This is a genomic window from Kocuria sp. UBA5001 (assembly GCF_002398425.1).
Taxonomy (GTDB): Bacteria; Actinomycetota; Actinomycetes; order Actinomycetales; family Micrococcaceae; genus Kocuria; species Kocuria salsicia.
Genome location: NZ_DGYR01000002.1, coordinates 20,176 through 47,107, shown reverse-complemented (window position 1 = coordinate 47,107; position 26,932 = coordinate 20,176). Strand labels below are relative to the sequence as shown.

Sequence of the window (26,932 nt, the reverse complement as noted above, 5' to 3'; positions counted from 1 at the left end):
AGCGCCCGCCCGGTTCCTAGGCTGAGCCATCTCACCCCTTCGACTGCACAGGAGTCGCACCGTGCGCACATTGATCTTGCTGGCCCTGGTGGGTTTCGGGGCGCAACTCGTGGACGGTTCGCTCGGTATGGCCTACGGCGTGACCTCCTCCACCCTGCTGTTGGCCGTGGGCCTGACCCCCGCCTCGGTCTCCGCGACCGTGCACCTCGCGGAGGTGGGCACCACCCTGGCCTCCGGGCTCTCGCACTGGCGCTTCGGCAACATCGATTGGCGCGTCGTGGGCTTCATGGCGGTTCCCGGCGGGATCGCCGCATTCGCGGGCGCCCATCTGCTGACCCTCTCCGGGGAGGCCGCCGCACCGGTGATGTCCGTGATCCTGCTGCTGCTGGGCTGCTACGTGGTGTGGAGGTTCTTGCGGCTCGGCGGGCGGCGCCCCAACTTCACGGGCAAGGTGCGCGGATTCTTCCTGATCCCCCTGGCCACGGTCGCGGGCTTCATGGACGCGATCGGCGGCGGTGGGTGGGGCCCCGTGGGCACCCCCACCCTGCTGGCCTCCGGCAAGATCGCCCCGCGCAAGGTCATCGGATCCATCGACACGTCCGAGTTCGTGGTCAGTCTGGGTGCCTCCATCGGGTTCCTGATGGCACTCGGCAGCCAGGGCGTCGACTTCGGCATGGTCCTGGCTCTGCTGATCGGCGGTGTGGTGGCCGCGCCGATCGCCGCGTGGCTCGTGCGTTGGCTCGCCCCGCGCATCCTCGCCGTCGGCGCCGGCGGACTCATCATCTTCACGAACACGCGTACCCTGTTGCGCCTGGACGCCGTGCAGGCGCGCCTCCCCGGCGACGCCGCGTACTACGCGATCCTCGGCGCGCTCGCCCTGCTGTGGATCGTCGCGGTCGTCTGGGTCGTGCGCCGCGAACTCGCCGACCGCCGCTCCGCGACCCTGCGCACCGAGGTGCGCGTCCCCGAGAGCGTCTGAGGGCGACGTCGCGCCGAGGGGACGTGACATCCCCCTCGGCGCCGTGGGGCTCGTGGCCCCCGCCCGTGCGTCACGGCACGGCCCCGTCAGGGCCTCAGTGGGCCCCAGGACGCCGGGGACGTGCCGTGCGCTCTCGTCGGGCGCAGTGCGACGCGCTCGTCAGTCCTCCACCACGGTCACGGTGACCTCGATGTTGCCGCGCGTGGCGTTGGAATAGGGGCAGACCTGGTGCGCGGCGTCCGCGAGCTCCTGGGCCGCGTCGTGCTCGAGTTCGGGGATGATCACTTCCAACTGCACGGCCAGGGTGAACCCGCCTGCGCCGTTGTCGCCAATCTGCACGCGGGCACCCACGGCGGAATCACCGAGCGAGACCTTCTGCTGGCGGGCGACCATCTGCAGGGCGGAGTGGAAGCAGGCCGCGTACCCGGCGGCGAAAAGCTGCTCGGGATTGGCGCCGTCCCCGGATCCCCCCATCTCCTTCGGCACGGCCAGGTCGAACTGCAGCGACCCGTCCTTGGTGGCGACGCTGCCGTTGCGGCCCGCGCCCTGGGCAAGCGCTTCCGCGGTGTACATAGCGTTCATGGTGATTCCTCGTCCTTTCCGTGGCCGGTGAGCCCCGGCACTGAACGCCGGGTGGTGCGACCGCAATCGATGGTAGGTCGCGGTATTTGGATTGTCCACAATCTAGACGTGCACTTTTCATGCGGGACGGGCCGGTGAGGGCCACCCGGAATCCCCCTCCCCTGCACCCCACCGCGTGATCCGCACGCCGTTCTCCCTCGCTCCAAAATTGCCCCCCCGGGGGGCATGTGCTGCAGCGAGCACGGCTCGCTTCGGCACGCACCCCAGGACCGTCATCATCCCGCAGGGGTGATCGCGCTCATCGTCGTCATCGCAGGGCTGCTGGTGGGGCTCGTCATGGGCGCGCTGGGCGGCGGCGGGGCCATCATGACCGTGCCGATGCGCACCTTCGCCCCGGGACTCCCCCGACCCACGCAACGGTGGGTTCCCTGGTGGTCGTGATCTCGGGTGCGATTTCGGGCCTGGTCCCGCCCGTCCTCGAACCACGACGACCCCGAGAACCGTCCCGCGTGGGCCACCGGATCAACACGCGCCTGCTGTCGTTGGGCTTCGCCGGTCTGCTGGTGCTCACGGGGTGTTACACCGCCCTGCAAAGCGTGCCCCGGCTCCTGGGCTGACCCTGTGACACCCCGCACCCGAGCCGGGCACCGTCCCGTCCGACAGCCACTCGAGAAGGAGAACACCATGTCCTCACCCGCCACCGTTTCCGCCTCCGAACTCCAGGACCCCCATGAGGGTGCACCGCTGTTCCTGGACGTCAGGACCCCCGTGGAGTTCGGCATCAGTCACATTCCGGGCTCCGTCAACGCCCCCTGGCTCTCATCGAGAAGCACACCCGGCAGATCGGGCAGCTACTACCCCGCGTCACCGTGGTGATCTGCCGCTCCGGAGCCCGCTCAACGCGCGCCGCGGAGCTGTTGACCTCGGCGGGTATGACGAGCGCAACCGTCCTGACCGGCGGGATCGACGCATGGCGCGACGCCGGACGCGCGGTGCGCACCGGTCACGAACGCTGGGATCTGGAACGCCAGGTCCGACTGACCGCCGGGTCCCTGGTACTCGCAGGGATTCTGACGAGCACCGTGGCGCCGCGTGCCACATGGTTCTCCGGCGCCGCCGCTGTACCACTGCTTCGGGATGGTGATGGGAAACCTCGCGGCCACGTCCCACGGCAGCGCGATCATCCTGTCGGGGCCGGGGTTCGACCCGCGGGCCGCGCTGCGCGCCGTCTCCCAGGAGAAGGCCACAAGTGTGTACGGGCTGCCCACCATGTTCATCGCCGAGCTCGAGCTGCCAGACTTCGGGGACTACGACCTGTCCTCGCTGCGCAGCGGCGTGATGGCTGGTTCCCCGTGCCCCATGGAGGTCATGCGCAAGGTGATCGACAAGATGCACATGAGCGAGGTCGCGATCTGCTGCGGCATGACGGAGACCTCGCCGGTGAGCTTCCAGACGCGCGCGGACGACTCGTTGGACCGCTGCGTGGAGACCGTGGGCCGGGTGCGCCCGCCCGTGGAGGTCAGGATCGTGGATCCCTCCATGGGTGAGACCGTGCCGCGCGGCACGGCCGGGGAGTTCCACACCCGCGGCTACTCGGTCAGGAGGGCTGCTGAGGTCAGGAGGAGAAGACCCGCGAGACCATCGATTCCGACGGCTGGTTGCACACCGGGGACATCGCCGTGATGGACCAGGACGGCTACGCGCGGATCACCGGGCGCATCAAGGACATGGTGATCCGCGGCGGCGAGAACATCTACCCGCGCGAGGTGGAGGAGTTCCTCTGCACCCACCCGGACATCGTGGACGCCCAGGTGATCGGCGTGCCCAGCGAGAAGTACGGCGAGGAGCTCATGGCCTGGCTGCGGCTGCGCGACGGCGCTCCCGCCCTCACCGCCGAAGCCATCCTGGAGTTCGCGGACGGGAAGATCTCCCGCCACAAGATCCCCCGCTACGTGCACGTGGTGGACGAGTTCCCCATGACCGTGACCGGCAAGGTCCGCAAGGTGGAGATGCGCGAGGAAGCGCTGAAGCTCCTGGACCTGGAGCGGTGAGAGCACCAGTCGTTCGTTTATAAGTGGAAATGCGTTAGGTCTAACTGCACGAACAGTGACCACTGCACTCCAGGAGCACGCCATGACGACCACCGTCGAACGGATCAACATCTCGGCACAGACCGTGCGGGAGGCGCAACCCCCGGCACAGCACGGCACGAGCCTGGTTCTTCGCGATGCCGCAGGCCACGATGTAGCCCTCCCGGCGGAGGTTCAGAGAACACTTCTCCGCGCGCTGTCCGCCATCGCGGAACACGGCTCGGCGAACATCGCCCAGACGCCCGAGGAGCTGACGAGCACCGTGGCCGCCAATCTCCTGGGCGTCTCCCGCCCCACTCTCCTGCGGTGGGCTCGCGAGGGCATGATCGACTCCTTCACGGTCGGATCCCATGCCCGGTTCCGCCGCACTGACGTGCTCCGCTTGCGCGAGGAGCGCGAAGCACAGCGGCGCACGGCCTTCCAGAAGCTGCGGGAGCTGGATGCCGACAACGACTTCGAGTTCTACACAGACTGACGACGCCCGCCCACAAGCGGTGGGCACCTTCCCGAAATGCCCGTGGCCTGCGAGGGCGCAGAGGCGCTGCGCCGCTTCTGGGGATCGACTGCGGCTGACCCGGCCCCGGAGTGCGACGCACGGGGCCCTCAGCGGGCCGGCGGCGTCCAGACCTGGATCTCAGCGGTGTCGTCGTACCAGTGCCCGCCCGGGATGGCCTGCAGCTCGAAGAGCGTTCCCCACGGCGCGCGCACGTAGACGCTCGCGTTGCCCTCCGTGTCCTCGTGCGGGGAGTTCGGGTGGGGCTCCGAGAGGGCTTCGCCGCCCGCCGCGACAGCCCGGCGCAGGGCGTCGTCGACGTCGTCCACGAACACCGAGAGGTGGTTCAGCCCCAGGTCGCTGAGCTTCGCGGGGGCCTGCTGCTGGGCCCCTCGACCTGGAACATCTCGATGCTCGGGCCCGTCCCGATCTGCACCATGCGCTGCCGGGTGATCGCGGCCCCGGACGGCAGCCCCAGCTGCTGCTCGGTCTCCTCGCCCTCGCGCGGCGGATCGCCGGGTCCCAGGCCGTCGTAGGCGAGCTTCGCGTCGAAGGCCGCGCGCAGGAAATCCGTGGCGGAGTCGATGTCGGGGACGGTCAGCCCCACGTGGTTGCACCCGCGGGGCAGGGTCCCGAACCGGTCCTCCCGGGGCCCCAGGGGCAGCACGGCGGACGTCTCGGTGGTCGCGTCACCGATGATCGGGTGGGCCTCGCCCACCACCACGAGCGTGGCCCGCTGGTCCAGGAAGTTCGGCTCGTCCGCTGCCACCACGTTCCTGAACGTCTCGGAGCCCATGACCGCGTCGAGCCCCTCGGGGCTGTCGAACCACAGCTGCGCGGTGCCGTCGAAGTCCGCGGGCGTGACCGAGGAGATGCCCGTGTCCCCCGGGTGGGTCTGCAGGTAGCGCAGGATGTGCTGGCGCCCCTCCGGAATGGAGCGCATCAGCGCGCCGTGCACCGTCACGTGGTGGTGCACGAACTCCTCGTGGGTGATGCCCGGGGCCTTCTTCAGGGACATGGTCATGGTGATCATTCGGGGGTGCCTTCCTCGTGGGACTCGGTGTGCTTCCGCTGTCGTTCCCCAGTCTGCTGAGCACCCGGCCACCGGATCCACGCCGCAGCACCGTTCCGGCCAAGTGGCGTGGTCAAACGATTTACCAAAGGATGGGGCCATGCACCGTTCCAGGATCACCATGTCGGAGGTGGCCCGCGCCGCCGGGGTTTCCGTCTCGAGCATCTCCAACGCCTACAACCGCCCGGAGAAGCTCTCACCCGCGGTGCGCAACCGCATCCTCGACGTCGCAACCTCCCTCGGTTACGTGGGACCGGACCCCGTGGCCCGCAGCCTGCGCCGCCGCCGGACAGGAGGCGTGGGGGTGGTGTTCACGGACGACCTCGAGTTCGCCTTCTCCGACCCCGCCTCCTCGGGCTTCCTCGCCGGGGTGGGCCGGGAGCTCATGGCCCGCAGCAACCACCTGGTCCTGCTGCCCACGGGCACCCCGGACCGGGACCGGCTGGCGGAACTGGACCGTGCCGCCGTGGACGGGGTGATCCTGCACTCCCTGCCCTCGCGCAACGCCACCCTGGACCTGCTCGAGCGCCGCGGTGCACCCGCTGTGGTGGTGGACCAGCCGGGCCCCGTCCCCGGCCTGGGATGGGTGGGCCTTGACGAGGTCGCCGGAATGCGCGCCGTGGGCGAGCACCTGCGCGACCTCGGCCACCGCCACGTGGGCGTCATCACCTCGCGCCTGTCCACCCGGCCCTACGACGGCCGGGTCGGCGGGGCACGGCGTCGCCGCAGCGTCTACGACATCCCCCGCTGGCGGATCCACGGACTGGAGGAGGGCCTCGGCCGCACCGTCACGGTGGAGGAGCGGTGGCGGGTCAGTGAGGACGACGGCGCCCGGGCGGCCGCCGCGCTCTGGTCACAGCACCCGCGGGTCACCGCGATCGCCTGCATCGCGGACACCTACGCGCTCGGGGTGCTGCGCTGGGCGCGGGAGCGCAGCATCGAGGTCCCGCACCACCTGACCGTGACGGGCTACGACGACGTCGCCCGGGCCGCGGAAGTGGGTCTGACCACCGTGGCCCAGCCGTTCAGCGAGAAGGGACGCGCGGCCGCCGGCCTCCTGCTGGAGATGGTCGACGGCGTAGACCCCCGCCACGTGGTCCTGCCCACCCGCCTGCACGAACGCGCCAGCAGCGGCCCGCCCCTCGTCCGCTGACCCGTCCGGCTGCCGACACGGGGTATGACCGACCCCGAATCTACAGTTGACTACAAGTAGTCCTCTTGCTCCCAGCAGGAGAGGAAAACCATCATGACCACCGCGACATCAGTCAAACTGTCCGACGAGACGGCGGCGAAGCTCGAACGGCTGGCGGCCGAACCGGGCGCTCCAAGCGCTACTACCTTCGTGAGGCAGTAGAGACCCACATCAACCGGCTGGTACAGGAATACGAGATCCTCGAGACCGCCCAGAACGTCCGAGCTGGGCGGGAACGCACCTACACCCTTGCCGAGGTAGAGAAGATCCTTGACCTGGGCGATTGAGTTCTCTGAAACGTCCCTGCGAGCGTTGAAAAAACTCGACCGACAGGTCGCCAGGCAAATCACGGCATATCTCCGTGACGTGGTGACGTGGTTTCCCTGGACGACCCGCGAGCAGGCGGCAAGGGACTCACCGGAAACCTCGCGGGGCTCTGGCAATACCGCGTGGGCAACTACCGCGTCATCTGCGAGATCCACGATGAGATCGTGACCATCTACGTCATTGACGTCCCGCACCGATCAAGTGTCTGCCGCGGGTGAGATCCTCCCCGCCGCACTCTCCCGGCAGCCCTACCCCGCAAGCCACTCCTCGAACCGCGTGCTCGTGACGAACGCGTCCTGCGGGATGAGCCCGCCGTTGGCGATGCCCCGGCCGAGGTACGGCGCCTCCTTGACCGTGCGGGGTCGCTGACCGCCCAGGTCCCCGCCGGCCGCGAGGATGCGGCGTGCAAAGTTCGCGATGGTGTCCGCCTCCGGGCCGCGGATCGCGCGGATCTCGTGCCGCGCCTGCCCGGGTGCGGTTACGACGTCGGCGACGAAGTCCGCGACCTCCTCGCGCAGGGCCGGCGCCATGAGCATGGTGGGCGCCAAAGCCACGGACCCCTTGGAGACCATGCCCACGGTGGCGGGGACGAGGTCGAACCACTGGGTGGAGCGCACCGTGGTGGAGGGCACCGGGGCCTGCTGGTAGATGCTCTCCTGCGCGGCCTTGCCCTTGTAGTAGCCGAACCCGCCGTTCACGCGGGGATCCGCGGCACCGGCGATGGACAGGCACACGATCCGGGACACGCCCTGCTCGTGCGCGGCGGACGCGACGTTGCCGGCGGCCGCGGTGAAGAACGGGACGGACTTCCGCGCCCCGAACGTGTTGATGTGCAGCGCGTCCACCACGGCGTCAGCACCCTCGAACGCCCGGGCCAGCCCCTTGCCCGCCACCGCGTCCACGCCGGTGCTGCGGCTCGCGCGTACCACTGTGTGACCCCTCTGCTCGATGACGTCCGCCACGTTCGTCCCGAAGTTTCCACTTGCTCCCAGCACTGCGATCTTCATGGACCCCAGCGTAGCCACTGTCTCTTACGCCCTCACAGCCCCGGCACAGCACCGCCCCACACCCGACAAAGCCTCGGTTCGTAGCGTCGTGGGCAGCACGAAACCAGGACCACCACCTGTCGATGAGGAGACCCTCCATGACCCCGATCTTCCCCCGCCGCAGCATCCGCACCTACCCGGCCGCGTCCGAGGCGCCGCGGGTGCGCAACGACACAGGGGACGCCGCCCCGGGAGCGCAGGGCACGACGTCGCCCGCGGACTCCGCGCGCTCCGACCAGCAAGGTACCGGGCAGCAGGCCGGCACCACCCACGAGCAGCCCACCTTCGAGGGGCGCCCTCTGGACCGCCCGGAGGAGGACGTCGAGGACCAGGGCCTCGCTTTCGACCTCGGAACGCTGATCGACCGCCGCCGCGCGCTCGGCATCTTCGGGGCCGGCGCGAGCGTCTTCGCACTGGCGGCGTGCACGGGCACCACGACGTCGGGCTCGTCCGGCTCCGCCTCCGCGACGGCATCGGCGTCCGAGACCGCGAGCGCCACGCCATCGCCCTCCAAGACCTACGACGAGGAGATGCCGCAGGAGACCGCTGGGCCCTACCCCGGTGACGGCTCCAACGGTGCAGACGCGCTGGACGTCTCCGGGGTGGAGCGCAGCAACATCACCGCGAGCATCGACGGCGGCGCCGCGGTGGACGGCGTAGCCATGACCCTGACGATGAACATCGTGGACATGGTCAAGGACAACGGCCCCATGACGGGCGCGGCCGTGTACGTGTGGCACTGCGACCCGGACGGCAACTACTCCATGTACTCGGAGGGCGTGGAGGACGAGACGTACCTGCGCGGCGTCCAGGTGGTGGGTGACGACGGCAAGGTCACCTTCACGTCGATCGTCCCGGGCTGCTACGCGGGCCGCTGGCCGCACATCCACTTCGAGGTCTTCCCGGACATCGGCTCGATCACGGACGCCACCAACGCGGTGCTGACCTCGCAGATCGCGCTGCCGGAGGAGATGGCCAACACGGTCTACAAGGACTCCCGCTACCCGGACTCCGCCACGAACATGTCCCAGATCACCCTGGAGACGGACAACGTCTTCTCGGACGGGGTGGACATGCAGATGCCGAAGGTCTCAGGCAGCGTGGCCAAGGGGTACACGGTGACGATCGACGTCCCCGTCGACACGAGCACCGAGCCCACGGCCGCCGCAGCACCGGGCGGCGCGGGCGGTCCCGGCGGCGCCCCGGGCCAGTGATTCCGTCGAACGAGTGATCCCGCAGGTCCCGCCGCGGACGACGCCGCCGCACCGCCGGCTCCCCGGCACCCGTGCGCCGGGGCGCGAAGCCGGGTGGAGCGGCGTCGTCCGCGGGTCAGGCGTCGCCGCCCGGGCGTGGGAGCCTGCCGGGGTGGGGACTCAGGGCAGCAGCCCGTAGACGATCCCGCTCACGGCCACGATGCCGGCCACGGTGACGAACACGTTGGAGATCTTCCCGCGGTACGGCTCCAGCGCGGGGAGCCTGCGGATGGCGTACATGGGCATGAGGTAGAGGATCACGGCGATCACGGGTCCGGCCAGGGACTCGATGAGCGAGAGGATGCTGGGGTTCGCAATGGCCACGAGCCACGTGGTGATGAAGATGAACACGGCCACGGCGGTCTTCAGGGCCTTGTCGCTGATCTTCGTGCCCCGGGGGTCCACGGTGGAGCGGACGATGCCCACGGCGCCCTCCGCGGCACCCATGTAGTGCCCGAAGAAGGAGGAGGCGATGGCGGCGAGCGCCACGGCGGGGCCCAGGTAGGTGATGAACGGGCTGCCGTGCTCGTTGGCCAGGTAGGACAGCACGGGCAGGTTCTGGTCCTTGGCGGCCTGCAGCCCGGTGGGGCCCAGTGCCAGGACGCAGGACCACACGAAGCCCATGGTGAAGATGACCAGCAGCACGGTGCTGCGCTTGAGCACCACGGAGGCACGCTCGCTCGCGCGGTCCCCGTACTCGTGCTTCATGGCCACGGAGAACTGGGAGATGGCGGGCGAGTGGTTGAACGCGAACACCAGCACCGGGATGATCGTCCACACGGACATCAGGAAGTCGCCCGGGGCGTGCGCGCCCTGGAAGACGCTGAGGTCCCACCTGGGGATCAGGTAGAGCGTCACGCCCAGCAGGATCAGGATCAACGGGTAGACCAGCCACTGCGTGATGATCAGCATGATCCGCTGGCCCGCGAGCATCACGGCCATCATGGCGGCCACGAGCAGTCCGGAGAGCAACCAGCGCGGCGGGGAGGCCAGGTGGAACTGGTTGACCAGGAGGCTGTCCACGGTGTTGGTGATGCCCACGCCGTAGATCAGCACGATGGGGTAGATCGCCAGGAAGTACACCACTGTGACCACCCGGCCCAGCCCCTCACCGAAGGCGCGGCGGGCCACTCCGGTGATGTCCTCGCTGGGCACGGGCGAGGCGCACACGAACCGGGACAGCGCCCGGTGGGACAGGTACGTCATGGGCCCGATCAGGACGGTCACGACCAGCAGCGGCCACAGTCCACCGAGGCCCGCGTTGATGGGCAGGAAGAGCACACCCGCGCCCACCGCGGTGCCGAAGAGTGAGATGGCCCAGTTGGTCTCGAACCGGCGGTTCGCGTGGTCCGAAGCCGGGGCCGGCGCGGAAGTCGCCGTGGCCGTGGACGACCCCCCGGTGCGGGCGGTCGTGGGGTCGTGGTCGTGTTCCGCCACCGGGGTCTCCATGCTGTCGGGGAAAGGGAAGAGCAAGAGGATGCGGACACCCTGTGAGCCGGGTCATAGCTATACGCGACTCCCCCGGATTGTTCAACAAGTTTGCGTTGACCCAGTTCACGCGGCCCTCGCCGCCGCTGCCTCCGCGACTCGGCGAAGGGTGGCGGGCAATTGCGTGGCACGCCGCACGATGTGCTGTCGCATGTCCCCTGCACGCAGTGCGCCCCGTAGCATGTGTGCATGACTCCCGACCTCCGCCTGGACACGCAGCTGTGCTTCGCGCTGTACTCGGCTTCCCGCAAGGTCACCAGCGCGTACCGGGAACCCCTGTCGAAGATGGGGCTCACCTACCCCCAGTACCTTGTGCTCCTGGTGCTGTGGGAGCAGGACGAGCGCACCGTGAACCAGCTGGGGGAGGCGCTGATGCTGGACAGCGGCACTCTCTCCCCCCTGTTGCGCCGCATGGAGAACGCCGGTTTTGTGACCCGCCGACGCTCCGAGCAGGACGAGCGCTCCGTGATCGTGTCCCTCACGGACACCGGCCGCGCCCTCGAGGAGGACGCGGCCGGAATGCAGGAGAACCTGCTGGACAGTCTGGACATGAGCGTCCGGGACCGGCTGGCCCTGCACGGGCTGGCGCAGAAGCTGTGCCGCATGCTCTGACACCTCCTGCGCCGCGCCCGCGCGGCCACACCGGTCATCGGGCTCACATCACGCCGTACTCCTCCAGCAGCTCGCCGATCTCGCCGTCCTCCAGGCGACGGCGCAGCCGCTTGCGCAGCGGCTCCGGGCCCGGGATCCGGACCTTCTCACCGTCACGCAGCCGCGTCAACGCATCCAGCAGCACGCGGACGTCGTAGGTGCTGCCCCAGGTCTCGGGCACGCCGCGGTCCAGGTCCAGCAGCTCGTACACAGCCTCCATGCCGGTGCGCACCGAGTACTCGGTGGTGAAGATGCAGTCCCGGCCGGTCTCCGCGAACTGGCCCAGGAACGCGAAGTTCTTGGCGCCCTCGGGAACCACCTGCGGGCGGTCGCCGGCGTGACGGGGCATGAAGAAGCTGGTCACGTACGGCATCATCACGGGCACCGTCTTGGCGCCGGTGGCCGCGAGCTCCGGGATCTCCTCCACGGGCACACCCATGTGGTACAGCCACTCCTGGGTGATCTCCTCGCCGGTGCACTCGGACATGGACTTCTTGACGAAGTCGCCCGGGGTGTCCACGAACAGCGAGTAGACCCACACCACGATCTGGTCCTTGGGCTGCTTCTTGAAGTGCGGCTGCCGGTTGACCGTCCAGCTGAGCAGCCACGAGGAGTCCTCGGCGGTGACGATGCCGCCGGTGACCACGCGGCCGCTGAACGGGTCCCGCTGCGCGATCTTGCGGATGTACTCCGGGATCCGCTCGTCCAGGGTGGTGACGGTGGCGGACTCCCACTTGGTCTCGTCGATCGAGGAGCAGAACACCTCGGGACGCCCGAACGAGGGGTCCTTGGCGGCAATGCGCTTCCACAGGTCCCACGCGGAGGCGGGTCCGCGGTCCAGCTTCGCGGGGGTGGCGTGGTCGCCGTCGTTCGAGTTGTCCACCAGGGAGCCGATGGTGGTGAACACGAGGTCGTGCTCACCGAGCTCCTGGGTCTCCTCGGCGCCCTCGCGCGTCCAGTGGATCGCGGTGGCACGGATCTCGCCGTTGCGGTGGGAGAAGTCGATGTCGCGGACGTCCGTGTCGTACTGGAACGTCACACCCTTCTCCGTCAGGTACTTGATCAGGGGCAGCACGAAGGACTCGTACTGGTTGTACTTGGAGAACTTCAGCGCGGAGAAGTCCGGCAGACCGCCGATGTGGTGCACGAAGCGGTGCAGGTAGAGCTTGAACTCCAGCGCGGAGTGCCACTCCTCGAACGCGAACATGGTGCGCCAGTACATCCAGAACGGGGAGGCCAGGAACTCCTTGCTCATCACGTCCTGGATGCGCTTGCCCTCCATCTCCTCACGGGTGGCCAGGAAGACGTGCAGCAGGTCCTTCTGGGCGCGCTGCGGGAGGTCGAACTTCCCCTCGTGCCCGGCGTCCTGCCCGCGCTTCACCGTGGCGCGGCGCAGGGAGTAGTTGGGGTCGTCCCGGTTGAGCCACGCGAACTCGTCCAGCACGGACGCGCCCTCGATCTCCAGGGACGGAACGGAGCGCATCATGTCCCACAGGCACTCCATGTGGTTCTCCAGCTCGCGTCCGCCGCGGATCACGAAGCCCTTCTCGGGGACGTCCAGGCCGTCCAGGGCCCCGCCGGGCAGGTGGCCCTTCTCCACCACCGTGACGTTCTCGCCGGGAACACCGCCGTCACGGACCAGGAACACGGCGGCGGCGAGCCCCGCGAGCCCGGACCCCACGATCCAGGCGCGGGTGTCCTGCGCGTGCTCTGCCGGCCGTGCTTTCACGAAGGCCTCGTAGTTTCCTGCTGTGTGCTGCATGACGTTCCTCCTTCGTCTCCTGGGACGCCCGTCCGGCGTCCCGTGGGAATGTTCTTGAGTGTACTCAATATTGAGTGTCATACAATAATTTTCGTGCACACTTCAGCCCAGCCTTCGTCGCAGTCCCCCGAAAACATTCGGGGGACGACGCCGCCCGCGCCCCGCCGCGCGGCTGGCGCAACGCCCCCGACCACCGGCCGCCGGGCCCGTGCCAAAGCGGAGAAGCGGGCCAGGATCCTGCGCTCGGCGCGCTCGCTCATCAGCGAGAAGGGCTACGCGCAGATGTCCATGAGTGAGGTGGCCGCCCGCGCGGACGTGGCCGCCGGAACGGTGTTCCAGTACGCCGCCACCAAGGCGGAGCTGCTCATGATGGTCACGGAGAGCCTGTGGGCGGAGCACATCACCACCGTGGTGGCCACTCCGCTGGCCCCGGGCAGGCAGTCCCCCGCCGCGGTCGTGGAGCGGATCGTGGAGTTGCTCTCCCCGTTCTTCGAGATGTCCCTGCACTGGCCGGAGACCACGGCATGGATCGCGCGGGAGATCCTGTTCGGGGAGGAGCTGCCCCACCGAGCAGAGGTGCTCGCCCTGGTGGAGAAGCTGGAGGAGCACATCGCCCGGGTGCTGGGCGGGTGCCTGGACGAGGTGTCCCCCCGGCACGTCGCACACCTGGAGGTGGGGGCACGCATGATCGTCACCAGTTCGCTCGCGGAGCTCAACCGCGCGCGGCAGGGGCGCACGGAGGAGCGCACCCTCACGGACCGCATCCGGGGCGCCGCCACCCTCGTGGCCGCGGGCGTGAGCCACTGAACGGGCGGCCCCATGCTGCGGCGGTGCGCTGCCCCTGGAGGCGCAGCGCCCGCTCCCGCGCACGACGCCACCGCTCCCAGCCCCCCGTGGTCGCCCGGTGGCTTGCGCCCGAGAGGGCGAGGCAGCGCGAGGGGCCGGGCGTGCGGCGTCGTCTCCCGGGCATGAAAGAGCCCCGGCTCGCTGACGGGCCGGGGCTCTCTCCGGGGCTGATCAGGTGCGCGGCAGGGTGATCAGTGCGGTGTGGTCGTCGAGGTGCGGACGGTTGCGGCCGTTGCCCCTCACGAACAGGACATAGCCCACGCCGAGCAGCACGAGCCACACGGCTCCCACGATCAGCGCTACCCGGGTGTCCGGGAACCAGCCGAGGAGCACGATCACGAAGAGGATAGCGGCGGTGGCCACCCACGAGGCCACGGGCCACAGCGGCACCTTGAACGCGGACTCCGGGCGGCCCTTCTTCTCGATCTCGCGGCGCATGGCGATGTGCGAGAAGAGGATCATGAGCCACACCCACACGGTGGCAAACGTGGCGATCGAGGCGATCACCAGGAACACGTTCTCCGGGATCACCGCGTTGAGTACCGCGCCGATGCCCAGGGCCACACCCATGACCACCACGGTCAGCCAGGGCACGCCGTTGCGCGAGACCTTGGTGAACGCCCGGGGGGCCTGACCCTGCTCGGCGAGGCCGAAGAGCATGCGCCCGGCGCCGAAGGTGTCCGCGTTGATCGCGGAGATCGCCGCCACGATCACCACCACGTTGAGGATCGCGGGGGCGGCGGGGATGCCGAGGGCGGAGAAGATCTGCACGAACGGGCTGGCGTCCCCGGTGATCTGGTTCCACGGGACCAGGGACATGATGACCACCATGGTGCCCACGTAGAACAGCATGATGCGCGCGGGCACGGCGTTGACGGCCTTGGGGATGGAGCGCGCGGGATCGCCCGCCTCACCGGCGGTGATGCCGATGGTCTCGATGCCGCCGAACGCGAAGACCACCACGGACAGCGCGGCCAGCAGACCGCCCACGCCGTTGGGCATGAACCCGCCGTGGTCCACGAGGTTCTGCGGGCCCACGGTCTCCCCCGGGGCGAACGAGACACCGATGACCATCAGCGCGATGCCGCCGGCGATCATCGCGAGGATGGCGCCCACCTTGACGATGGTCAGCCAGAACTCGAGCTCACCGAAGATCTTCACGTTGCGGGTGTTGATCGCGGCGATGAACAGGATCACCGCGGCCACCCAGATCCAGCGGGGCGTGTCCGGGAACCAGAAGCCCATGTAGACGCCGAACGCGGTGACGTCCGCGATGGCCACCACTATCATCTCGAACACGAACGTCCAGCCCGTCACAAAGCCCGCGAACGGGCCCAGGTAGCGGGCGGCGTACTGACCGAAGGAGCCGGGCACGGGGTGGCGCACGGCCATCTCACCCAGGGCGCGCATGACCATGTACACCGCCGCACCCGCGAGCACGTAGGCCACGATCACGGCGGGACCAGCCATCTGGATGGCGGTCGCCGAGCCGTAGAACAGCCCCGTGCCGATCGCCGAGCCCAGCGCGATGAACTGGATGTGGCGCATGCTCAGACCGCGGGCCAGGGTGTGGGTCTCGTGCGCAGACGCCTGTGGAGCCGGGCTCTGCGGTGCGGGCGATGGGGACGCGGGACTACTCATGGCGCTCTCCTGTGGTGTTCCCGGCGCGGCCGGTCGGTGGGGTGGGTGTCGTGCTCAGGACGTCGTGCGCCAGGGTGGTGATGAGGCGCGCGGCGGTGCGGGCGGTGCGGCCGTCCACGTCCAGGCGGGGCAGCAGCTCCACGACGTCCACCAGCACAAGCTTGCCGCTGCGGGCCACCCGGTGGCACACGGCCTGGATGGTCTCCACGGGGACACCGTATCCCGCCGGGGCGCTCACACCGGGAGCCACGGAAGCGGGGAGGACGTCCAGGTCAATGCTCAGGTGGATTGCGTCCACACGCTCGACGAGGCGGTCCACGACCTCCAGGACGGCGTCGAGGTGGCGGGGCTGGCACTGCTCGTCCGTGAGGAACTCGACGCCCAGCTCCTCCGCCGTGCGGAACAGGATCCCGGTGTTGTTGGGCTCGCTGATGCCCAGCACGGTGTAGTCGAACTCGCGGCCGGCCGCCTGGTCCGCCTGTGCCATCTGCAGGAACGGGGTGCCGGATGAGGGCTCGTCCGCCTGGCGGAGGTCGAAGTGGGCATCCAGGTTCAGCACGCCCACCCGCTGGCCCCGCAGACGGTCGCTGCGGATGCGGCCCAGGTAGCTGCCCCACGCGGTGTCGTGCCCGCCGCCCAGGACCACCACGGGATTGCCTGTGTCCAGGAGCTTTGCGACCTCGTTGCCCAGGGTGTCCTGGCCGCCCTCCAGGTCACGGTCCGGGACCACCACGGTGCCGGCGTCGTGGATGCCGACATCGGCATGGAGGGCGAGCGGGGCGAGAGCGGCGCGCAGGGCGTCGGGCCCCTCGGAGGCACCCACGCGGCCCTTGTTGCGGCGCACACCCTCGTCGCAGGAGAAGCCAACGAGTTCGACGGCGGGCGCCTCCGCACTGGCGCCGCCCTGGTCGCTCCTTGCGGGGCGCACCCTCTGGTGCCAGCGCAGGTGCTCGGGGGTGTCCCCGTCCGTCCTGCCGCTCCACACCTCGGGGTTCGGCGGTGTGATCCGGGTGGTCGTCATGCAGCGTCCTCCCCCGCAGTGCCGCCTCCCCGGGCCGCCTCGCGGTACTCGCGTGTGATCTGAATTACCTTCTGCTCCACACAAGCCCATCACCGGGGATCGCGGGGCATCCCGACACCAGATATCGTCTGGTATTCCAGACACGCAGATCGTACGACACACGACGTCGACGGCGCCGCTCACCAGCTCTTCGGGGTGGGGCGCGGCACGGTGGAGACGGCCGGGGTGCGCGCAGGGTGACCGTGCGGCGTCGTCGAACACCACCACCGACCGGAGGAAACGCGATGACCGGAGCGAAAGTCCCCGCGGCGCAGAACACGCTGCGGATCCTGCGGTTCCTGGCGTCGCGGAAGGGGCCGGTGGCGGCGTCGTCGATTGCGACGGCGCTGGAGCTGCCGCGGTCCAGCGTGTACCACCTGCTGGCGGTCATGACGGAGCAGGGGTTCGTGGTCCACCTGCCGGAGGAGCGGCTGTACGGGTTGGGGATCGCGGCGTTCGAGTTGTCCTCTGCGTACACGCGGCAGGACCCGATGGCGCGGCTGGGCGAGCCGCTGCTGCGCGCTCTCGTGGACGCGGTGGGCGAGAACGCGCACCTGGCGGTGATGCACGGGCGGGACGTGGTCTACGTGGTGGAGGAGCGGGCGCCGTACAAGCCGTCGCTGGTGACGAACGTGGGGGTGCGCATCCCGGCGCACCTCACGGCGAGTGGGCGGTCGATGCTCGCGGGCCTGCCTGCGGCTCAAGTGCGGGCGCTGTACCCGGACCGGGGCTCGTTCGCGTCGCGCTGGGAGAGCACGGCGATCACGACGCCGGGTCAACTGCGCGCCGAACTGGAGCGGACCCGTGAGCGCGGCTGGGCCGTGGAAGAGGGGGACGTGACGCCGAACTTCGCATCCGTGGCAGTGGCGGCCCACGACCATCGGGGACTGCCGGTGGCGGGGGTGGCGCTCACGTTCCTAGGGCACAAGATCGACGACGAGCGGCGGGCAGAGCTGGTGGGGCACGTGCGGCGGACAGCGGAGGCGCTGACTCGGCGCTTGCACGGGGCGGTGCCGGGGGTTGGGGGCTGACAGTTGGGTGACTCAGCTAGTGCGTTCGCCGCAAGGGCCGATCCAATCCCACTTAAAGAGAAGCGGGTTTCGCTCACTTAGGGTGGCGTCAACAGCGACACACCTGCACTTCGCCTATCATTACCGCCATGTCCGACTACGACTTCCGCTCCCTCTCCCCCATCGATTTTGAACAGTTCGTCCGAGATCTACTCAACGCCGACCTTGGAACGCGCTTCGTGAGCTTCGCCGTGGGCCCGGATGGTGGGGTGGATCTGCGTGACACGAGCCATAATCAAGAAATTATAGCTCAATGCAAACACCGCCCCGACGCAAAAAAAGGCGAGCTGGCTGCAATGGCCAAAGCGGAAACCAGCCCTGATCGCTGGCAAAACAAAAACCTTAGCAAGTATTACTTCGTCGTGTCAGCACCCATGACCCCCGCCGTAGAGCAACAGGTGAAATTAGCCCTAGCGCCCCTCCCCGTAGATTCCGATTCAGTTTGGCATCAAGGTTCGTTGAACGCAGCCTTAGCGCGCCAACCGCATGTAGAAGAATCCCACTTTAAACTCTGGTTGTCGAGCGCAACCGTGCTCGGCAACATCATTGACGCAGCTTTATGGAAGCGGAGCGAGGAGCTGTTGCAACGAGTCAGCGAGCGTGTCAAGCTTTATGTACACACGCCCGCATATGCTCAAGCTTCGGACATCTTAAAGCAAGAGTCTGTAGTAATAATTTCCGGCGCCCCTGGCGTGGGCAAAAGTACCCTGGCAGAAATGATGCTGCTGGCCCTTTGGAACCAAGGCTGGACGGTGGTAAATATAGCTTCTGACATCCAGGAGGCATGGAGAAACCTCAAGGTCCAGGACGAAAAGATTGTATTTTTTTACGATGACTTTTTGGGTCAAACCAATGTCGCAGAGATGCAGAAAAACGAGGCTCCTGAAATTCTCGCATTGATGGATTTGGTTCGAAAAAGCCAAGGAAAGAAATTACTCATATTGACGACCAGGGAACAGGTACTCGGACAGGTCGAGTCAGGGGGAGACGATAGGGCACGTCGAATTGCTAAAGACCGCGCGAAAATGCGGGTTGAATTAAAAGAGATAGATCGAAGCAAGCGGGCTCAAATATTATTCAACCACTTACATTTTGGGTTTTCAGATAAAACGTCACGTCGATTGCTTGCGCATGATGTTCGATATCGCGATGTGGTCGATCATCAAGGTTTCAATCCGCGCGTATTAGAGTCAGTAATCTTGCGGCAGGACCACAAGAATATTGACTCATTTTATGCTACCCTCATGCATTCCCTTGACCATCCTGAAGATATCTGGTCCGGCAGTTTCCGTCAGCTTTCAACCACAGCTGTAGACATTTTGTTTCAGATCGCGAGCTGTCCCCCCTCCATGATTTCACTGGAAGAACTAAGGGAATTTGTCAGCTTCACAGATGCTCGAGAGTGGAATTCCGCCCTCAAAGTCCTTGAAAATACATGGGTGCGCCTTGTCTCTAAAAATAAGCAGAAAAATCCTGGGGTCGTCGACACAATTACACTCTTTGATGCTAGTCGCCGGGATTTTTTGCTAGATCTATTAAACGATCCAGCTTATTTCGATATGAATCTGGATAAGTTGTCATCTCTAAAACAATTGAATTATTTGTTGCGTCTTGCCAATTTATTAGGTTCTAAAATTACTAGAACGAACACTAGCCCCAAGGTGTTTCTGACCCAATCTTTCAAGCGTAGATCGAATGAAATCGACCAAATTTCCGCTTATCTGGCTAAAAAGGACCTCGAACGGGCAACCCGAAAGAAACAGAATTCACAAGAAAAAATTGAAGTTTTGATAAGGCTTGCTACCGTATGTTTTGACTCAAAATTACCCACTATTGAATCTGAGAGTTTCCTATATCAGCAGCTCGATGGGCTACTGCAGGTGCTCGGTCAGCGTAATTACATGCGTACTTCGTCAATTTTCAAGCTTTCTAGTCTTCTAGCAACTGATCTTGAACTACCCCATTTTGAAAAATACGCTTTCCCACTTGCACGTCTGGCCATTGAGGAAATGGATGATTTAGATGGCTTGGAGGCTTACTTTGAGTTGCCGGATGTATTTCGCGAAGATTACTTGGATCAACTTGCGAAAGTTCAAATCCAAAATGTATTTGATTGGGAATTGGAGAGTATAGATCAGGAAAATGATCCTGAGCTAATGAGATCGCTCCTGGACGACCTTGAAATGCTCGCACATATCAACGGATATGAGATCGATTCAGAGGCACTAAGTGAAAAAATTGAAAGTCTGGAAGACCTGGAGGAGATGCGGCGTGCAGACCGCGCACAAGATGGCTACTTCATGCCCGCACCTAGCGAATATTCTAGTCCCAGCGACGGCAATGAGGAATTGCAGGAACTTTTTAAAAAACTTATATAGTTCAGAGTTACGTAACTTTCACAATCTTCATTAGGCACTTATGTTTTTTTGCTATTTTGGCCTCGCAGAATTTCAATCGCATAATATACGCTCTACCCGAATTGCATGCTCCGTGAACCAGTTGATTGCCTGTCGAACAACCTACTCCACGTGAGCTTCACGTGTGCCCTACACGTTTTGGATACCGCCCCGATGGTCTCCCTTGGCCAAAACCATACCCGTCCATCATAGCGACGTAGACAGGGCCAGCGCTAGTGCACTATTTTTCCTTCGGTACATCTAACTGTTGTGGGTTATGACTTTGTTGACGCGGGCCCCACCATCACGCCACGAGCCGGGTGTACCGCTGCCGAGCGGCCTCACCGGTCGTTCCGACGAAAGTGCCGATTGCAGCCCATGACATGCCCGCGTGGCGAGCCGTGCGCACGGCGTCGATGACATGACGTTCCGCAACAGACTGTTCCGCAACGGCCGCGCGCAGAGCCGTGATTGCATCCACGTCCAGCTCGTCCTCGGGCCGCGCCTCGTACTGCTCGAAGCGCGCGGCCAGCTCATCGGCGTGCGCGAGGATCTCCTCCACAGTTCGGGGCATGGTCATCACCTCAGATATTTCCGACGGACAGGCATGGCGTGGAGAATGTCAGCCTCCGCGAGTCCATGCTTCAACGCTGACGGCGCGATGATCGGCTCATCCACACTTACAAGTTATTTCGCATTGCAGTAGAGCTATAAGGGTTTTGCCCCGCGCCTCTGTCTGGGATTCCAGACACAACCCCCTCCGGAACCCGTGACCCCCGTCACCGTCCGTGGTCCCATGGACTCATTCGCCGTCCGCAGCCCGCACGCCCCGGACCGACCCGCACCAGGAGGCACCTCATGGCACTGCCCAACGCCCGCCCCGTCCGCGCACCCCGCGGCGCCGACATCAGCGCCAAGAGCTGGCAGACCGAAGCGCCCATGCGCATGCTGATGAACAACCTGGACCCCGAGGTCGCCGAGCGTCCTGACGACCTGGTGGTCTACGGCGGCACCGGCCGCGCGGCCCGCAGCTGGGAGGCATTCGACGCCATCGTGAAGACCCTCAAGGAGTTGGAGGACGACGAGACCCTGCTGGTCCAGTCCGGCAAGCCGGTTGGCGTGTTTCGCACGCACAAGTGGGCCCCGCGCGTGCTGATCGCCAACTCCAACCTGGTGGGCGACTGGGCCACGTGGCCCGAGTTCCGCAAGCTCGAGGACGAAGGTCTCATGATGTACGGCCAGATGACCGCCGGGTCCTGGATCTACATCGCCACGCAGGGCATCCTGCAGGGCACCTACGAGACGTTCTACGCCGTCGCCCGCAAGATGCACGAGGAGGGGCGCATCCCCGAGGCCACCCTCGCCGGCACTCTGACCATCACCGGCGGCTGCGGTGGCATGGGAGGTGCCCAGCCGCTCGCGGTGACGCTCAACGGCGGCGCGTGCCTCGTCGTGGACGTGGACGAGACCCGCCTGAAGCGCCGCCAGTCCAAGCGCTACCTGGACGAGGTGGAGACGGACCTGGACACCGCGCTCGCCAAGGTCATGGCAGCCAAGAACGAGCACCGCGCGTTGTCCGTGGGGTACGTGGGCAACGCCGCGGACGTGTTCCCGGAGCTGCTGCGCCGCCACCGCGCGGGCGAGATCTCCGTGGACGTCGTGACCGACCAGACCTCCGCGCACGATCCCCTGTCCTACCTGCCCACCGAGTTCACCGTGGAGCAGTGGGATGCGGAGGCCAAGGCGGACCCGATCGGCTTCACCAAGAAGGCCCGCGAGGCCATGGCCGCGCAGGTGCAGTCGATGGTCGAGTTCCAGGACGAGGGCGCCGAGGTCTTCGACTACGGCAACTCCATCCGGGACGAGGCCCGCCACGCCGGCTACACCCGCGCGTTCGAGTTCCCGGGCTTCGTCCCGGCGTACATCCGACCGCTGTTCTGCGAGGGCCTCGGCCCCTTCCGCTGGGTGGCGCTCTCCGGTAACCCCAAGGACATCGAGGTCACGGACAACGCGATCAAGGAGCTCTTCCCGGACAACAAGCACCTGCACGAGTGGATCGACGCCGCGCAGGAGCACGTGGAGTTCGAGGGCCTGCCCGCGCGCATCTGCTGGCTGGGCTACGGCGAGCGCCACAAGGCCGGGCTGCTCTTCAACCAGCTCGTGGCCGAGGGCAAGGTCTCCGCGCCCATCGTGATCGGCCGCGACCACCTGGACTCCGGTTCGGTGGCCTCGCCCTACCGCGAGACCGAGTCCATGAAGGACGGTTCGGACGCGATCGCGGACTGGCCCCTGCTCAACGCGCTGACCGCCGCGTCCTCGGGCGCCACCTGGGTGTCCATCCACCACGGCGGCGGCGTGGGCATCGGCCGGTCGATCCACGCAGGCCAGGTCTCCGTGGCGGACGGCACGGATCTCGCGGCCGAGAAGCTCGAGCGCCTGCTCACCAACGACCCCGGCATGGGCGTGATCCGCCACGCGGACGCCGGCTACGAGCGTGCCATCCAGGTGGCGGACGAGCGCGGCGTCAACATCCCCATGCACAACGACCTCGCCACCACCCGGGACGCGGACCAGTGAGCGAGCTCATCACCGGCATCGGCGAGCTGCACACCGTGGACCCCGCCCGCGGCGAGGACTCCGTGCTCAGGGACGCGGCCGTCGTCGTCGAGAACGGGCTGATTGCGTGGGTGGGTCGCGCTTCCGAGGCGCCCGCGGCGGACCGCGCCGTGGGCGTGGAGGGACGCGCGGTGCTGCCCGGCTGGGTGGACTCGCACACGCACCTGGTGTTCGCCGGGGACCGCGGGGAGGAATTCGCGGCGCGTATGGCCGGTGAGGCATACGCGGCGGGCGGCATCGGCGTGACCACGAACGCCACCCGGGAAGCCAGCGACGAGACCCTGCGCGGGCTCGTGGCCGGGCGCGTGCGGGATGCCGTGGCCGGTGGCACCACCTACCTGGAGACGAAGACGGGCTACGGCCTGGACGTCGAGCAGGAGCTGCGCGCCGCGAAGATCGCCGCGGACGCCGCGGACGAGGTCACGTTCCTGGGCGCCCACCTGGTGCCCGAGGGTGTGGACGCGGACGAGTACGTGGAGACGGTGTGCGGGCCCATGCTCGAGGCCGTGACCCCGTACGTGCAGTGGGCGGACGTGTTCTGCGAGCGCGGCGCGTTCAATCCGGAGCAGTCCCGCCGCGTGCTGGAGGCGTGCCGGGAGGCGGGGCTCGGGCTGCGGGTGCACGGCAACCAGATCGGCCCCGGTGAGGGTGTGTCCCTGGCCGTGGAGCTGGGGGCGGCGTCCGTGGACCACTGCAACTTCCTCTCGGACGAGGACGTGGCGGCGCTGGCCGGCTCGGACACCGTGGCCACCGTGCTGCCGGCGTGCGACCTCTCCACCCGCGCCCCGCTGGCCCCGGCCCGTGACCTGCTGGACGCGGGTGCCACCGTGGCGATCGCCTCCAACTGCAACCCCGGCACCAGCTACACCACCTCCATGAACTTCTGCATGGCCACCGCCGTGCTGCAGATGAAGCTCACGGTGGACGAGGCGATCCGCGCGGCCACGCTCGGCGGTGCCAAAGCGCTGCGTCGTGACGTCTCCACCCCGGGCCGGCCCGCCGTGGGCCACCTCGCGGTGGGAACCCGCGCGGACCTGCACGTGCTGGACGCCCCGCAGGCCGTGCACCTGGCCTACCGCCCCGGCATGCCCCTCACGTGGGGCGTGTGGCGGGCGGGCCGCCGGGAGATCTGAGCCGGAGGCCCCGCGATGTGCCGCGGGGCCTCCCGGATCGGGTTCTTGCCCGGCACTGCCGCACCACGCGGCACACGACCACCACCCGCGATCCACCCATCACGAGGACGTGACATGAGCACACTCCAGGAACCCGCGCGCACCCGCCGCGCCGACGTGCTGCGCTTCGTGCTCTACAGCGCCATCGGCATTTTCATGTTCTTCGTGCCCGTCACCATCGGCGGCAAGAGCACCATTCCGCTGGATCACATTGTCACGTGGCTCCGGGAGAATGTGGGCGCCGCCGTGCCCTATTACGCGCTGGCGGTGATTCTCGCCGGGACGGTGTTCCCGTTCGTCACGGGCTCCTGGCGGGCCTCCCCTGTGAAGATGGTGTTCGCACTCCTGAACATCCTGGGTCTGGTGGTCGGCTGCGCCCTGGTCTTCGGCGTGGGCCCGGACTGGCTCATGGCCAAGGACATGGGCCCGTTCCTCTTCAACTCCCTGGTGATCCCGGTGGGGCTGATCGTGCCCATCGGGGCCGTGTTCCTGGCCCTGCTCATCGGGTACGGACTCATGGAGTTCATCGGGGTGTTCCTGCAGCCGGTCATGCGCCCGGTGTGGCGCACCCCGGGCCGCTCGGCCATCGACGCCGTGGCGTCCTTCGTGGGCAGCTACTCCCTGGCGCTGCTGCTCACCGACCGCGTCTACCGGGAGGGCCGCTACACGGCGCGGGAAGCGGCCATCATTGCCACGGGCTTCTCCACGGTGTCCGCGAGCTTCATGGTGATCGTGGCCAAGGCCCTGGACCTCATGGACCACTGGCTGCTCTACTTCTGGCTGGCCCTGGTGGTCACCTTCCTGGCCACCGCCATCACCGTGCGGATTCCTCCGCTGAGTCGCATTCCGGACGACCCCTACCCCGGCGTGGAGCACCAGCCGGAGAAGCTGGTCACCGGGCGGCGGTTTCACCACGCATGGGCCGAGGCACGCGAGGCCCTGCACACCGCCCCCAGCCTGGGCCGCAACGTGTGGGACAACCTGCGGGACGGTCTGAAAATGGCCATGTCCATCCTCCCGTCGATCCTCTCGATCGGTCTGATCGGACTGGTGCTGGCCCGCTACACTCCGATCTTCGACTGGCTGGGGTACCTCTTCGTGCCGTTCGCATGGATCGTGGGCCTGCCGGAGCCCCTGCTTGCGGGTAAGGCCTCGGCAACGGGCATCGCGGAGATGTTCCTCCCCGCCACCCTCGTGGCCGGGCAGGAGTCGCTCGTCCTGCGCCTGGTGATCGCGATCGTGTGCGTCTCGGCGATCATCTTCTTCTCCGCCCTCGTGCCCTCCATCCTGGCCACCAGGATCCCGGTCTCCATCCGATCGCTGGTGGTCATCTGGTTCGAGCGCGTGGCCCTCACCATTCTCATCGCCACTCCCCTCGTGAAGCTGCTCACCTAGCGCGCGGCACCCGGACTGCCCTGACACACTTCGCCCGAACCACTCCCGACCGGAAGGACCCTTCCCCATGACTCTCTTCGACACCGACCTCCCCACCACCGTGCAGCTGGGATCCTCCGGCGTCACGGTGGGTGACGTGATCGCCGTCGCCCGCCACGACGCCGGCGTGGAGCTGACCGGGGAAGCCCGCGAGCACGTCGCGACGGTGCGGCGCCACATCGACGAGCTGGCGGCGTCGGACGTGCCCGCGTACGGCATCTCCACCGGCTTCGGGGCGCTGGCCAACAAGCACATCCCGCTGGAGAAGCGCACGCGGCTGCAGAAGTCCCTGGTGCGCTCCCACGCCGCGGGCACCGGGCCCACCGTGGATCGCGAAGTGGTGCGGGCGCTCATGTTCCTGCGCGCCAAGACCCTGGCGTCCGGACACACGGGCATCCGGGTGGAGACCCTGGAGACGATGCTCGCCGTGCTCAACGCGGGCATCACCCCGGTGGTGCACGAGTTCGGATCCCTTGGCTGCTCGGGGGATCTAGCCCCGCTCGCGCACTGCGCGCTCGTGCTCATGGGCGAGGGCCGCGCCGTCGGACCGGACGGCACCGAGCGCCCCGTGCCCGAGCTGCTCGCCGAGGCCGGGATCGAGCCCGTGATCCTCGCCGAGAAGGAGGGCCTGGCGCTGATCAACGGCACCGACGGCATGCTGGGCCAGCTCATCATGGCGCTGGCGGACCTGCAGAACCTGCTCACCGCCGCGGACATCACCGCCGCGTTCTCGGTGGAGGGTCTGCTGGGTACGGACCGCGTGTTCGTCCCCGAGCTGCACGAGCCGCTGCGCCCCCACCCGAGCCAGAAGTATGCCGCGGCGAACATGCTCAAGGTGCTGGAGGGCTCCGGCATCGTGGCCTCCCACCGCGTGGGTGACAACCGCGTGCAGGACGCCTACTCGCTGCGCTGCGCCCCCCAGGTGGCGGGCGGCAGCCGGGACACCGCGGCGTACGCCCTGACCGTCGCACAGCAGGAGCTCGCCGCGGCCGTGGACAACCCCGTGGTGCTGGACGACGGCACCGTGAGCTCCAACGGCAACTTCCACGGCGCCCCCGTGGCCTACGTGCTGGACTTCATGGCCATCCCCATCGCGGACCTGGCCTCCATGTCCGAGCGCCGCACGGACCGCATGCTGGACCCGGCCCGCTCCCACGGCCTGCCCCCATTCCTCGCGGAGGACCCGGGCACGGACTCTGGGCTGATGATCGCCCAGTACACCCAGGCCGGGCTGGTCTCGGACATGAAGCGCCTCGCGGTGCCGGCCTCGGTGGACTCGATCCCCAGCTCGGCCATGCAGGAGGACCACGTGTCCATGGGCTGGCACGCCGCCCGCAAGCTGCGTCAGGCCGTGCTGAACCTGCGCCGCGTGCTCGCCATCGAGCTGCTCACCTCCACCCGCGCAATCGCCCTGCGCGCTCCCCTGGAACCGGGCGCGGCGGCGTCGGCGGTCATTGCGGACCTGGACGGCCGCGTGGGCGCACCCGGTGAGGACCGTTTCATGGCGCCGGAGATCGAGGCCGCCGAGGAGTACGTGGCCTCGGGGCGCCTGGTGCGCACGGTCGAGTCCGCGGTGGGTCCGCTGAACTGACCGGCACGCGCGGGGGTGGGGCACGACGTCGCCCGCGCGTCTCCCCGCGCGCGGCGGGTACGCGCGGTGCGGAACGCCGCGTTTGCGGAGAGGCTCTGCCGCTGGATATTGCGTTGTCGGGGGCAGGACCTCTCCCTGCACGTCCGGCCTCCCGCAGGGCAGCCCCCGGCC

Annotated in this window: 25 protein-coding genes and 2 pseudogenes; 17 read left to right on the top strand and 10 right to left on the bottom strand. The window is 67.4% G+C overall.

The window, feature by feature from the left end; all coding sequences use genetic code 11:
• Positions 1 to 61 precede the first annotated feature (61 nt).
• Complete coding sequence (locus B3G12_RS01855) at positions 62 to 979, top strand: sulfite exporter TauE/SafE family protein (RefSeq protein WP_035965671.1); 918 nt, start codon at positions 62 to 64, stop codon at positions 977 to 979.
• Positions 980 to 1,138: 159 nt separating this feature from the next.
• Here B3G12_RS01855 and B3G12_RS01850 read toward each other — a convergent pair whose 3' ends face one another.
• Complete coding sequence (locus tag B3G12_RS01850; protein ID WP_055082468.1) at positions 1,139 to 1,561, bottom strand: organic hydroperoxide resistance protein; 423 nt, start codon at positions 1,559 to 1,561, stop codon at positions 1,139 to 1,141.
• A gap of 288 nt (positions 1,562 to 1,849) precedes the next feature.
• Between B3G12_RS01850 and B3G12_RS01845 the strand changes: the two genes are divergently transcribed.
• The 5 genes and pseudogenes from B3G12_RS01845 to B3G12_RS01830 all read left to right on the top strand — a co-directional run bounded on the left by B3G12_RS01845 (position 1,850) and on the right by B3G12_RS01830 (position 4,126).
• Entirely contained in the window at positions 1,850 to 2,002 is a 153-nt protein-coding gene (locus B3G12_RS01845) for a hypothetical protein (protein WP_157053080.1), read from the top strand.
• A gap of 243 nt (positions 2,003 to 2,245) precedes the next feature.
• Positions 2,246 to 2,437 (top strand): rhodanese-like domain-containing protein, encoded by a 192-nt coding sequence (locus tag B3G12_RS01840; protein ID WP_144943025.1) that lies wholly within the window; start codon positions 2,246 to 2,248, stop codon positions 2,435 to 2,437.
• Positions 2,431 to 2,481: pseudogene (locus B3G12_RS12415) on the top strand (hypothetical protein); the annotation flags it as partial. The gene B3G12_RS01840 and the pseudogene B3G12_RS12415, both read left to right, overlap by 7 nt.
• Positions 2,482 to 2,677: 196 nt before the next feature.
• Positions 2,678 to 3,612, top strand: a pseudogene (locus B3G12_RS01835) (AMP-binding protein); the annotation flags it as partial.
• Positions 3,613 to 3,694: 82 nt separating this feature from the next.
• The gene (locus tag B3G12_RS01830) at positions 3,695 to 4,126 is read left to right on the top strand and encodes a helix-turn-helix domain-containing protein (protein ID WP_290498782.1); all 432 of its coding nucleotides are present in this window, start codon (positions 3,695 to 3,697) and stop codon (positions 4,124 to 4,126) included.
• Positions 4,127 to 4,254: 128 nt separating this feature from the next.
• On the opposite strand, the gene B3G12_RS01825 is transcribed toward B3G12_RS01830, so the two are convergent.
• Entirely contained in the window at positions 4,255 to 4,479 is a 225-nt protein-coding gene (locus B3G12_RS01825; RefSeq protein ID WP_222126507.1) for a hypothetical protein, read from the bottom strand.
• 11 nt (positions 4,480 to 4,490) lie between these two features.
• Positions 4,491 to 5,177 carry an EthD family reductase gene (locus B3G12_RS01820; RefSeq protein WP_198145159.1) on the bottom strand — a complete coding sequence of 229 codons (687 nt, stop codon included), beginning with the start codon at positions 5,175 to 5,177 and terminating at the stop codon, positions 4,491 to 4,493.
• Between the two features lie 139 nt (positions 5,178 to 5,316).
• Between B3G12_RS01820 and B3G12_RS01815 the strand changes: the two genes are divergently transcribed.
• Positions 5,317 to 6,369, top strand: a complete 1,053-nt coding sequence (locus B3G12_RS01815; RefSeq protein WP_290498780.1) for a LacI family DNA-binding transcriptional regulator — start codon at positions 5,317 to 5,319, stop codon at positions 6,367 to 6,369.
• Positions 6,370 to 6,419: 50 nt separating this feature from the next.
• On the opposite strand, the gene B3G12_RS01810 is transcribed toward B3G12_RS01815, so the two are convergent.
• Positions 6,420 to 6,758 carry a hypothetical protein gene (locus B3G12_RS01810; RefSeq protein ID WP_222126508.1) on the bottom strand — a complete coding sequence of 113 codons (339 nt, stop codon included), beginning with the start codon at positions 6,756 to 6,758 and terminating at the stop codon, positions 6,420 to 6,422.
• A gap of 24 nt (positions 6,759 to 6,782) precedes the next feature.
• Between B3G12_RS01810 and B3G12_RS01805 the strand changes: the two genes are divergently transcribed.
• Positions 6,783 to 6,953 (top strand): type II toxin-antitoxin system RelE family toxin, encoded by a 171-nt coding sequence (locus B3G12_RS01805; RefSeq protein ID WP_222126509.1) that lies wholly within the window; start codon positions 6,783 to 6,785, stop codon positions 6,951 to 6,953.
• Positions 6,954 to 6,983: 30 nt separating this feature from the next.
• Here the strand turns inward: B3G12_RS01805 and B3G12_RS01800 are convergent, their stop codons facing one another.
• Positions 6,984 to 7,742, bottom strand: a complete 759-nt coding sequence (locus tag B3G12_RS01800) for an SDR family oxidoreductase (RefSeq protein ID WP_145011410.1) — start codon at positions 7,740 to 7,742, stop codon at positions 6,984 to 6,986.
• A gap of 137 nt (positions 7,743 to 7,879) precedes the next feature.
• Here B3G12_RS01800 and B3G12_RS01795 point away from each other — a divergent pair, with 137 nt between their 5' ends.
• Entirely contained in the window at positions 7,880 to 8,995 is a 1,116-nt protein-coding gene (locus B3G12_RS01795) for a 3,4-dioxygenase subunit beta (protein WP_145011413.1), read from the top strand.
• 159 nt (positions 8,996 to 9,154) lie between these two features.
• Here the strand turns inward: B3G12_RS01795 and B3G12_RS01790 are convergent, their stop codons facing one another.
• Positions 9,155 to 10,471 carry an HAAAP family serine/threonine permease gene (locus tag B3G12_RS01790; RefSeq protein WP_290498779.1) on the bottom strand — a complete coding sequence of 439 codons (1,317 nt, stop codon included), beginning with the start codon at positions 10,469 to 10,471 and terminating at the stop codon, positions 9,155 to 9,157.
• 240 nt (positions 10,472 to 10,711) lie between these two features.
• On the opposite strand from B3G12_RS01790, the gene B3G12_RS01785 reads away from it, so the two are divergent.
• Positions 10,712 to 11,134, top strand: coding sequence for a MarR family winged helix-turn-helix transcriptional regulator (locus tag B3G12_RS01785; protein WP_055082456.1), 423 nt, complete (start codon positions 10,712 to 10,714; stop codon positions 11,132 to 11,134).
• Positions 11,135 to 11,177: 43 nt separating this feature from the next.
• On the opposite strand, the gene B3G12_RS01780 is transcribed toward B3G12_RS01785, so the two are convergent.
• Positions 11,178 to 12,935: an oleate hydratase gene (locus B3G12_RS01780; RefSeq protein WP_055082454.1), complete on the bottom strand. Its 1,758-nt coding sequence runs from the start codon at positions 12,933 to 12,935 to the stop codon at positions 11,178 to 11,180.
• 93 nt (positions 12,936 to 13,028) lie between these two features.
• Here B3G12_RS01780 and B3G12_RS01775 point away from each other — a divergent pair, with 93 nt between their 5' ends.
• Positions 13,029 to 13,742: a TetR/AcrR family transcriptional regulator gene (locus tag B3G12_RS01775; RefSeq protein ID WP_232300186.1), complete on the top strand. Its 714-nt coding sequence runs from the start codon at positions 13,029 to 13,031 to the stop codon at positions 13,740 to 13,742.
• Between the two features lie 210 nt (positions 13,743 to 13,952).
• On the opposite strand, the gene B3G12_RS01770 is transcribed toward B3G12_RS01775, so the two are convergent.
• Together B3G12_RS01770 and hutG are read right to left on the bottom strand one after the other, a co-directional pair.
• A complete protein-coding gene (locus B3G12_RS01770; protein WP_145011416.1) occupies positions 13,953 to 15,422 on the bottom strand; it encodes an amino acid permease in 1,470 nt (489 codons plus the stop codon).
• Positions 15,415 to 16,443 carry a formimidoylglutamase gene (gene hutG / locus B3G12_RS01765; RefSeq protein WP_144943034.1) on the bottom strand — a complete coding sequence of 343 codons (1,029 nt, stop codon included), beginning with the start codon at positions 16,441 to 16,443 and terminating at the stop codon, positions 15,415 to 15,417. Before hutG ends, B3G12_RS01770 begins: the two co-directional genes overlap by 8 nt.
• A 284-nt stretch (positions 16,444 to 16,727) precedes the next feature.
• Between hutG and B3G12_RS01760 the strand changes: the two genes are divergently transcribed.
• A complete protein-coding gene (locus B3G12_RS01760) occupies positions 16,728 to 17,513 on the top strand; it encodes an IclR family transcriptional regulator (protein ID WP_145011419.1) in 786 nt (261 codons plus the stop codon).
• A gap of 128 nt (positions 17,514 to 17,641) precedes the next feature.
• Entirely contained in the window at positions 17,642 to 19,930 is a 2,289-nt protein-coding gene (locus B3G12_RS01755; RefSeq protein WP_145011422.1) for a restriction endonuclease, read from the top strand.
• A gap of 322 nt (positions 19,931 to 20,252) precedes the next feature.
• Here the strand turns inward: B3G12_RS01755 and B3G12_RS01750 are convergent, their stop codons facing one another.
• Complete coding sequence (locus B3G12_RS01750) at positions 20,253 to 20,522, bottom strand: hypothetical protein (RefSeq protein WP_244944861.1); 270 nt, start codon at positions 20,520 to 20,522, stop codon at positions 20,253 to 20,255.
• Between the two features lie 284 nt (positions 20,523 to 20,806).
• Here B3G12_RS01750 and B3G12_RS01745 point away from each other — a divergent pair, with 284 nt between their 5' ends.
• From B3G12_RS01745 to hutH, 4 genes are all read left to right on the top strand, one after another.
• A complete protein-coding gene (locus B3G12_RS01745; RefSeq protein ID WP_290498773.1) occupies positions 20,807 to 22,525 on the top strand; it encodes a urocanate hydratase in 1,719 nt (572 codons plus the stop codon).
• A complete protein-coding gene (hutI, locus tag B3G12_RS01740) occupies positions 22,522 to 23,697 on the top strand; it encodes an imidazolonepropionase (RefSeq protein ID WP_290498772.1) in 1,176 nt (391 codons plus the stop codon). Before B3G12_RS01745 ends, hutI begins: the two co-directional genes overlap by 4 nt.
• A gap of 114 nt (positions 23,698 to 23,811) precedes the next feature.
• A complete protein-coding gene (locus B3G12_RS01735; RefSeq protein WP_290498771.1) occupies positions 23,812 to 25,131 on the top strand; it encodes a YjiH family protein in 1,320 nt (439 codons plus the stop codon).
• 67 nt (positions 25,132 to 25,198) lie between these two features.
• Positions 25,199 to 26,761 carry a histidine ammonia-lyase gene (hutH, locus tag B3G12_RS01730; protein ID WP_290498770.1) on the top strand — a complete coding sequence of 521 codons (1,563 nt, stop codon included), beginning with the start codon at positions 25,199 to 25,201 and terminating at the stop codon, positions 26,759 to 26,761.
• The last annotated feature ends 171 nt before the right edge of the window (positions 26,762 to 26,932 follow it).

Excerpts from the sequence above, each read along its gene's own strand:
- B3G12_RS01780 (WP_055082454.1), bottom strand. The coding sequence starts at position 12,935 with ATGCAGCACACAGCAGGAAACTACGAGGCCTTCGTGAAAGCACGGCCG.
- B3G12_RS01735 (WP_290498771.1), top strand. The coding sequence starts at position 23,812 with ATGAGCACACTCCAGGAACCCGCGCGCACCCGCCGCGCCGACGTGCTG.
- hutG (WP_144943034.1), bottom strand. The coding sequence starts at position 16,443 with ATGACGACCACCCGGATCACACCGCCGAACCCCGAGGTGTGGAGCGGC.
- B3G12_RS01755 (WP_145011422.1), top strand. The coding sequence starts at position 17,642 with ATGTCCGACTACGACTTCCGCTCCCTCTCCCCCATCGATTTTGAACAG.
- hutH (WP_290498770.1), top strand. The coding sequence starts at position 25,199 with ATGACTCTCTTCGACACCGACCTCCCCACCACCGTGCAGCTGGGATCC.
- B3G12_RS01850 (WP_055082468.1), bottom strand. The coding sequence starts at position 1,561 with ATGAACGCTATGTACACCGCGGAAGCGCTTGCCCAGGGCGCGGGCCGC.
- B3G12_RS01745 (WP_290498773.1), top strand. The coding sequence starts at position 20,807 with ATGGCACTGCCCAACGCCCGCCCCGTCCGCGCACCCCGCGGCGCCGAC.
- B3G12_RS01800 (WP_145011410.1), bottom strand. The coding sequence starts at position 7,742 with ATGAAGATCGCAGTGCTGGGAGCAAGTGGAAACTTCGGGACGAACGTG.
- B3G12_RS01830 (WP_290498782.1), top strand. The coding sequence starts at position 3,695 with ATGACGACCACCGTCGAACGGATCAACATCTCGGCACAGACCGTGCGG.
- B3G12_RS01820 (WP_198145159.1), bottom strand. The coding sequence starts at position 5,177 with ATGATCACCATGACCATGTCCCTGAAGAAGGCCCCGGGCATCACCCAC.
- B3G12_RS01750 (WP_244944861.1), bottom strand. The coding sequence starts at position 20,522 with ATGCCCCGAACTGTGGAGGAGATCCTCGCGCACGCCGATGAGCTGGCC.
- B3G12_RS01760 (WP_145011419.1), top strand. The coding sequence starts at position 16,728 with ATGACCGGAGCGAAAGTCCCCGCGGCGCAGAACACGCTGCGGATCCTG.
- B3G12_RS01815 (WP_290498780.1), top strand. The coding sequence starts at position 5,317 with ATGCACCGTTCCAGGATCACCATGTCGGAGGTGGCCCGCGCCGCCGGG.
- B3G12_RS01840 (WP_144943025.1), top strand. The coding sequence starts at position 2,246 with ATGTCCTCACCCGCCACCGTTTCCGCCTCCGAACTCCAGGACCCCCAT.
- B3G12_RS01795 (WP_145011413.1), top strand. The coding sequence starts at position 7,880 with ATGACCCCGATCTTCCCCCGCCGCAGCATCCGCACCTACCCGGCCGCG.
- B3G12_RS01785 (WP_055082456.1), top strand. The coding sequence starts at position 10,712 with ATGACTCCCGACCTCCGCCTGGACACGCAGCTGTGCTTCGCGCTGTAC.
- B3G12_RS01770 (WP_145011416.1), bottom strand. The coding sequence starts at position 15,422 with ATGAGTAGTCCCGCGTCCCCATCGCCCGCACCGCAGAGCCCGGCTCCA.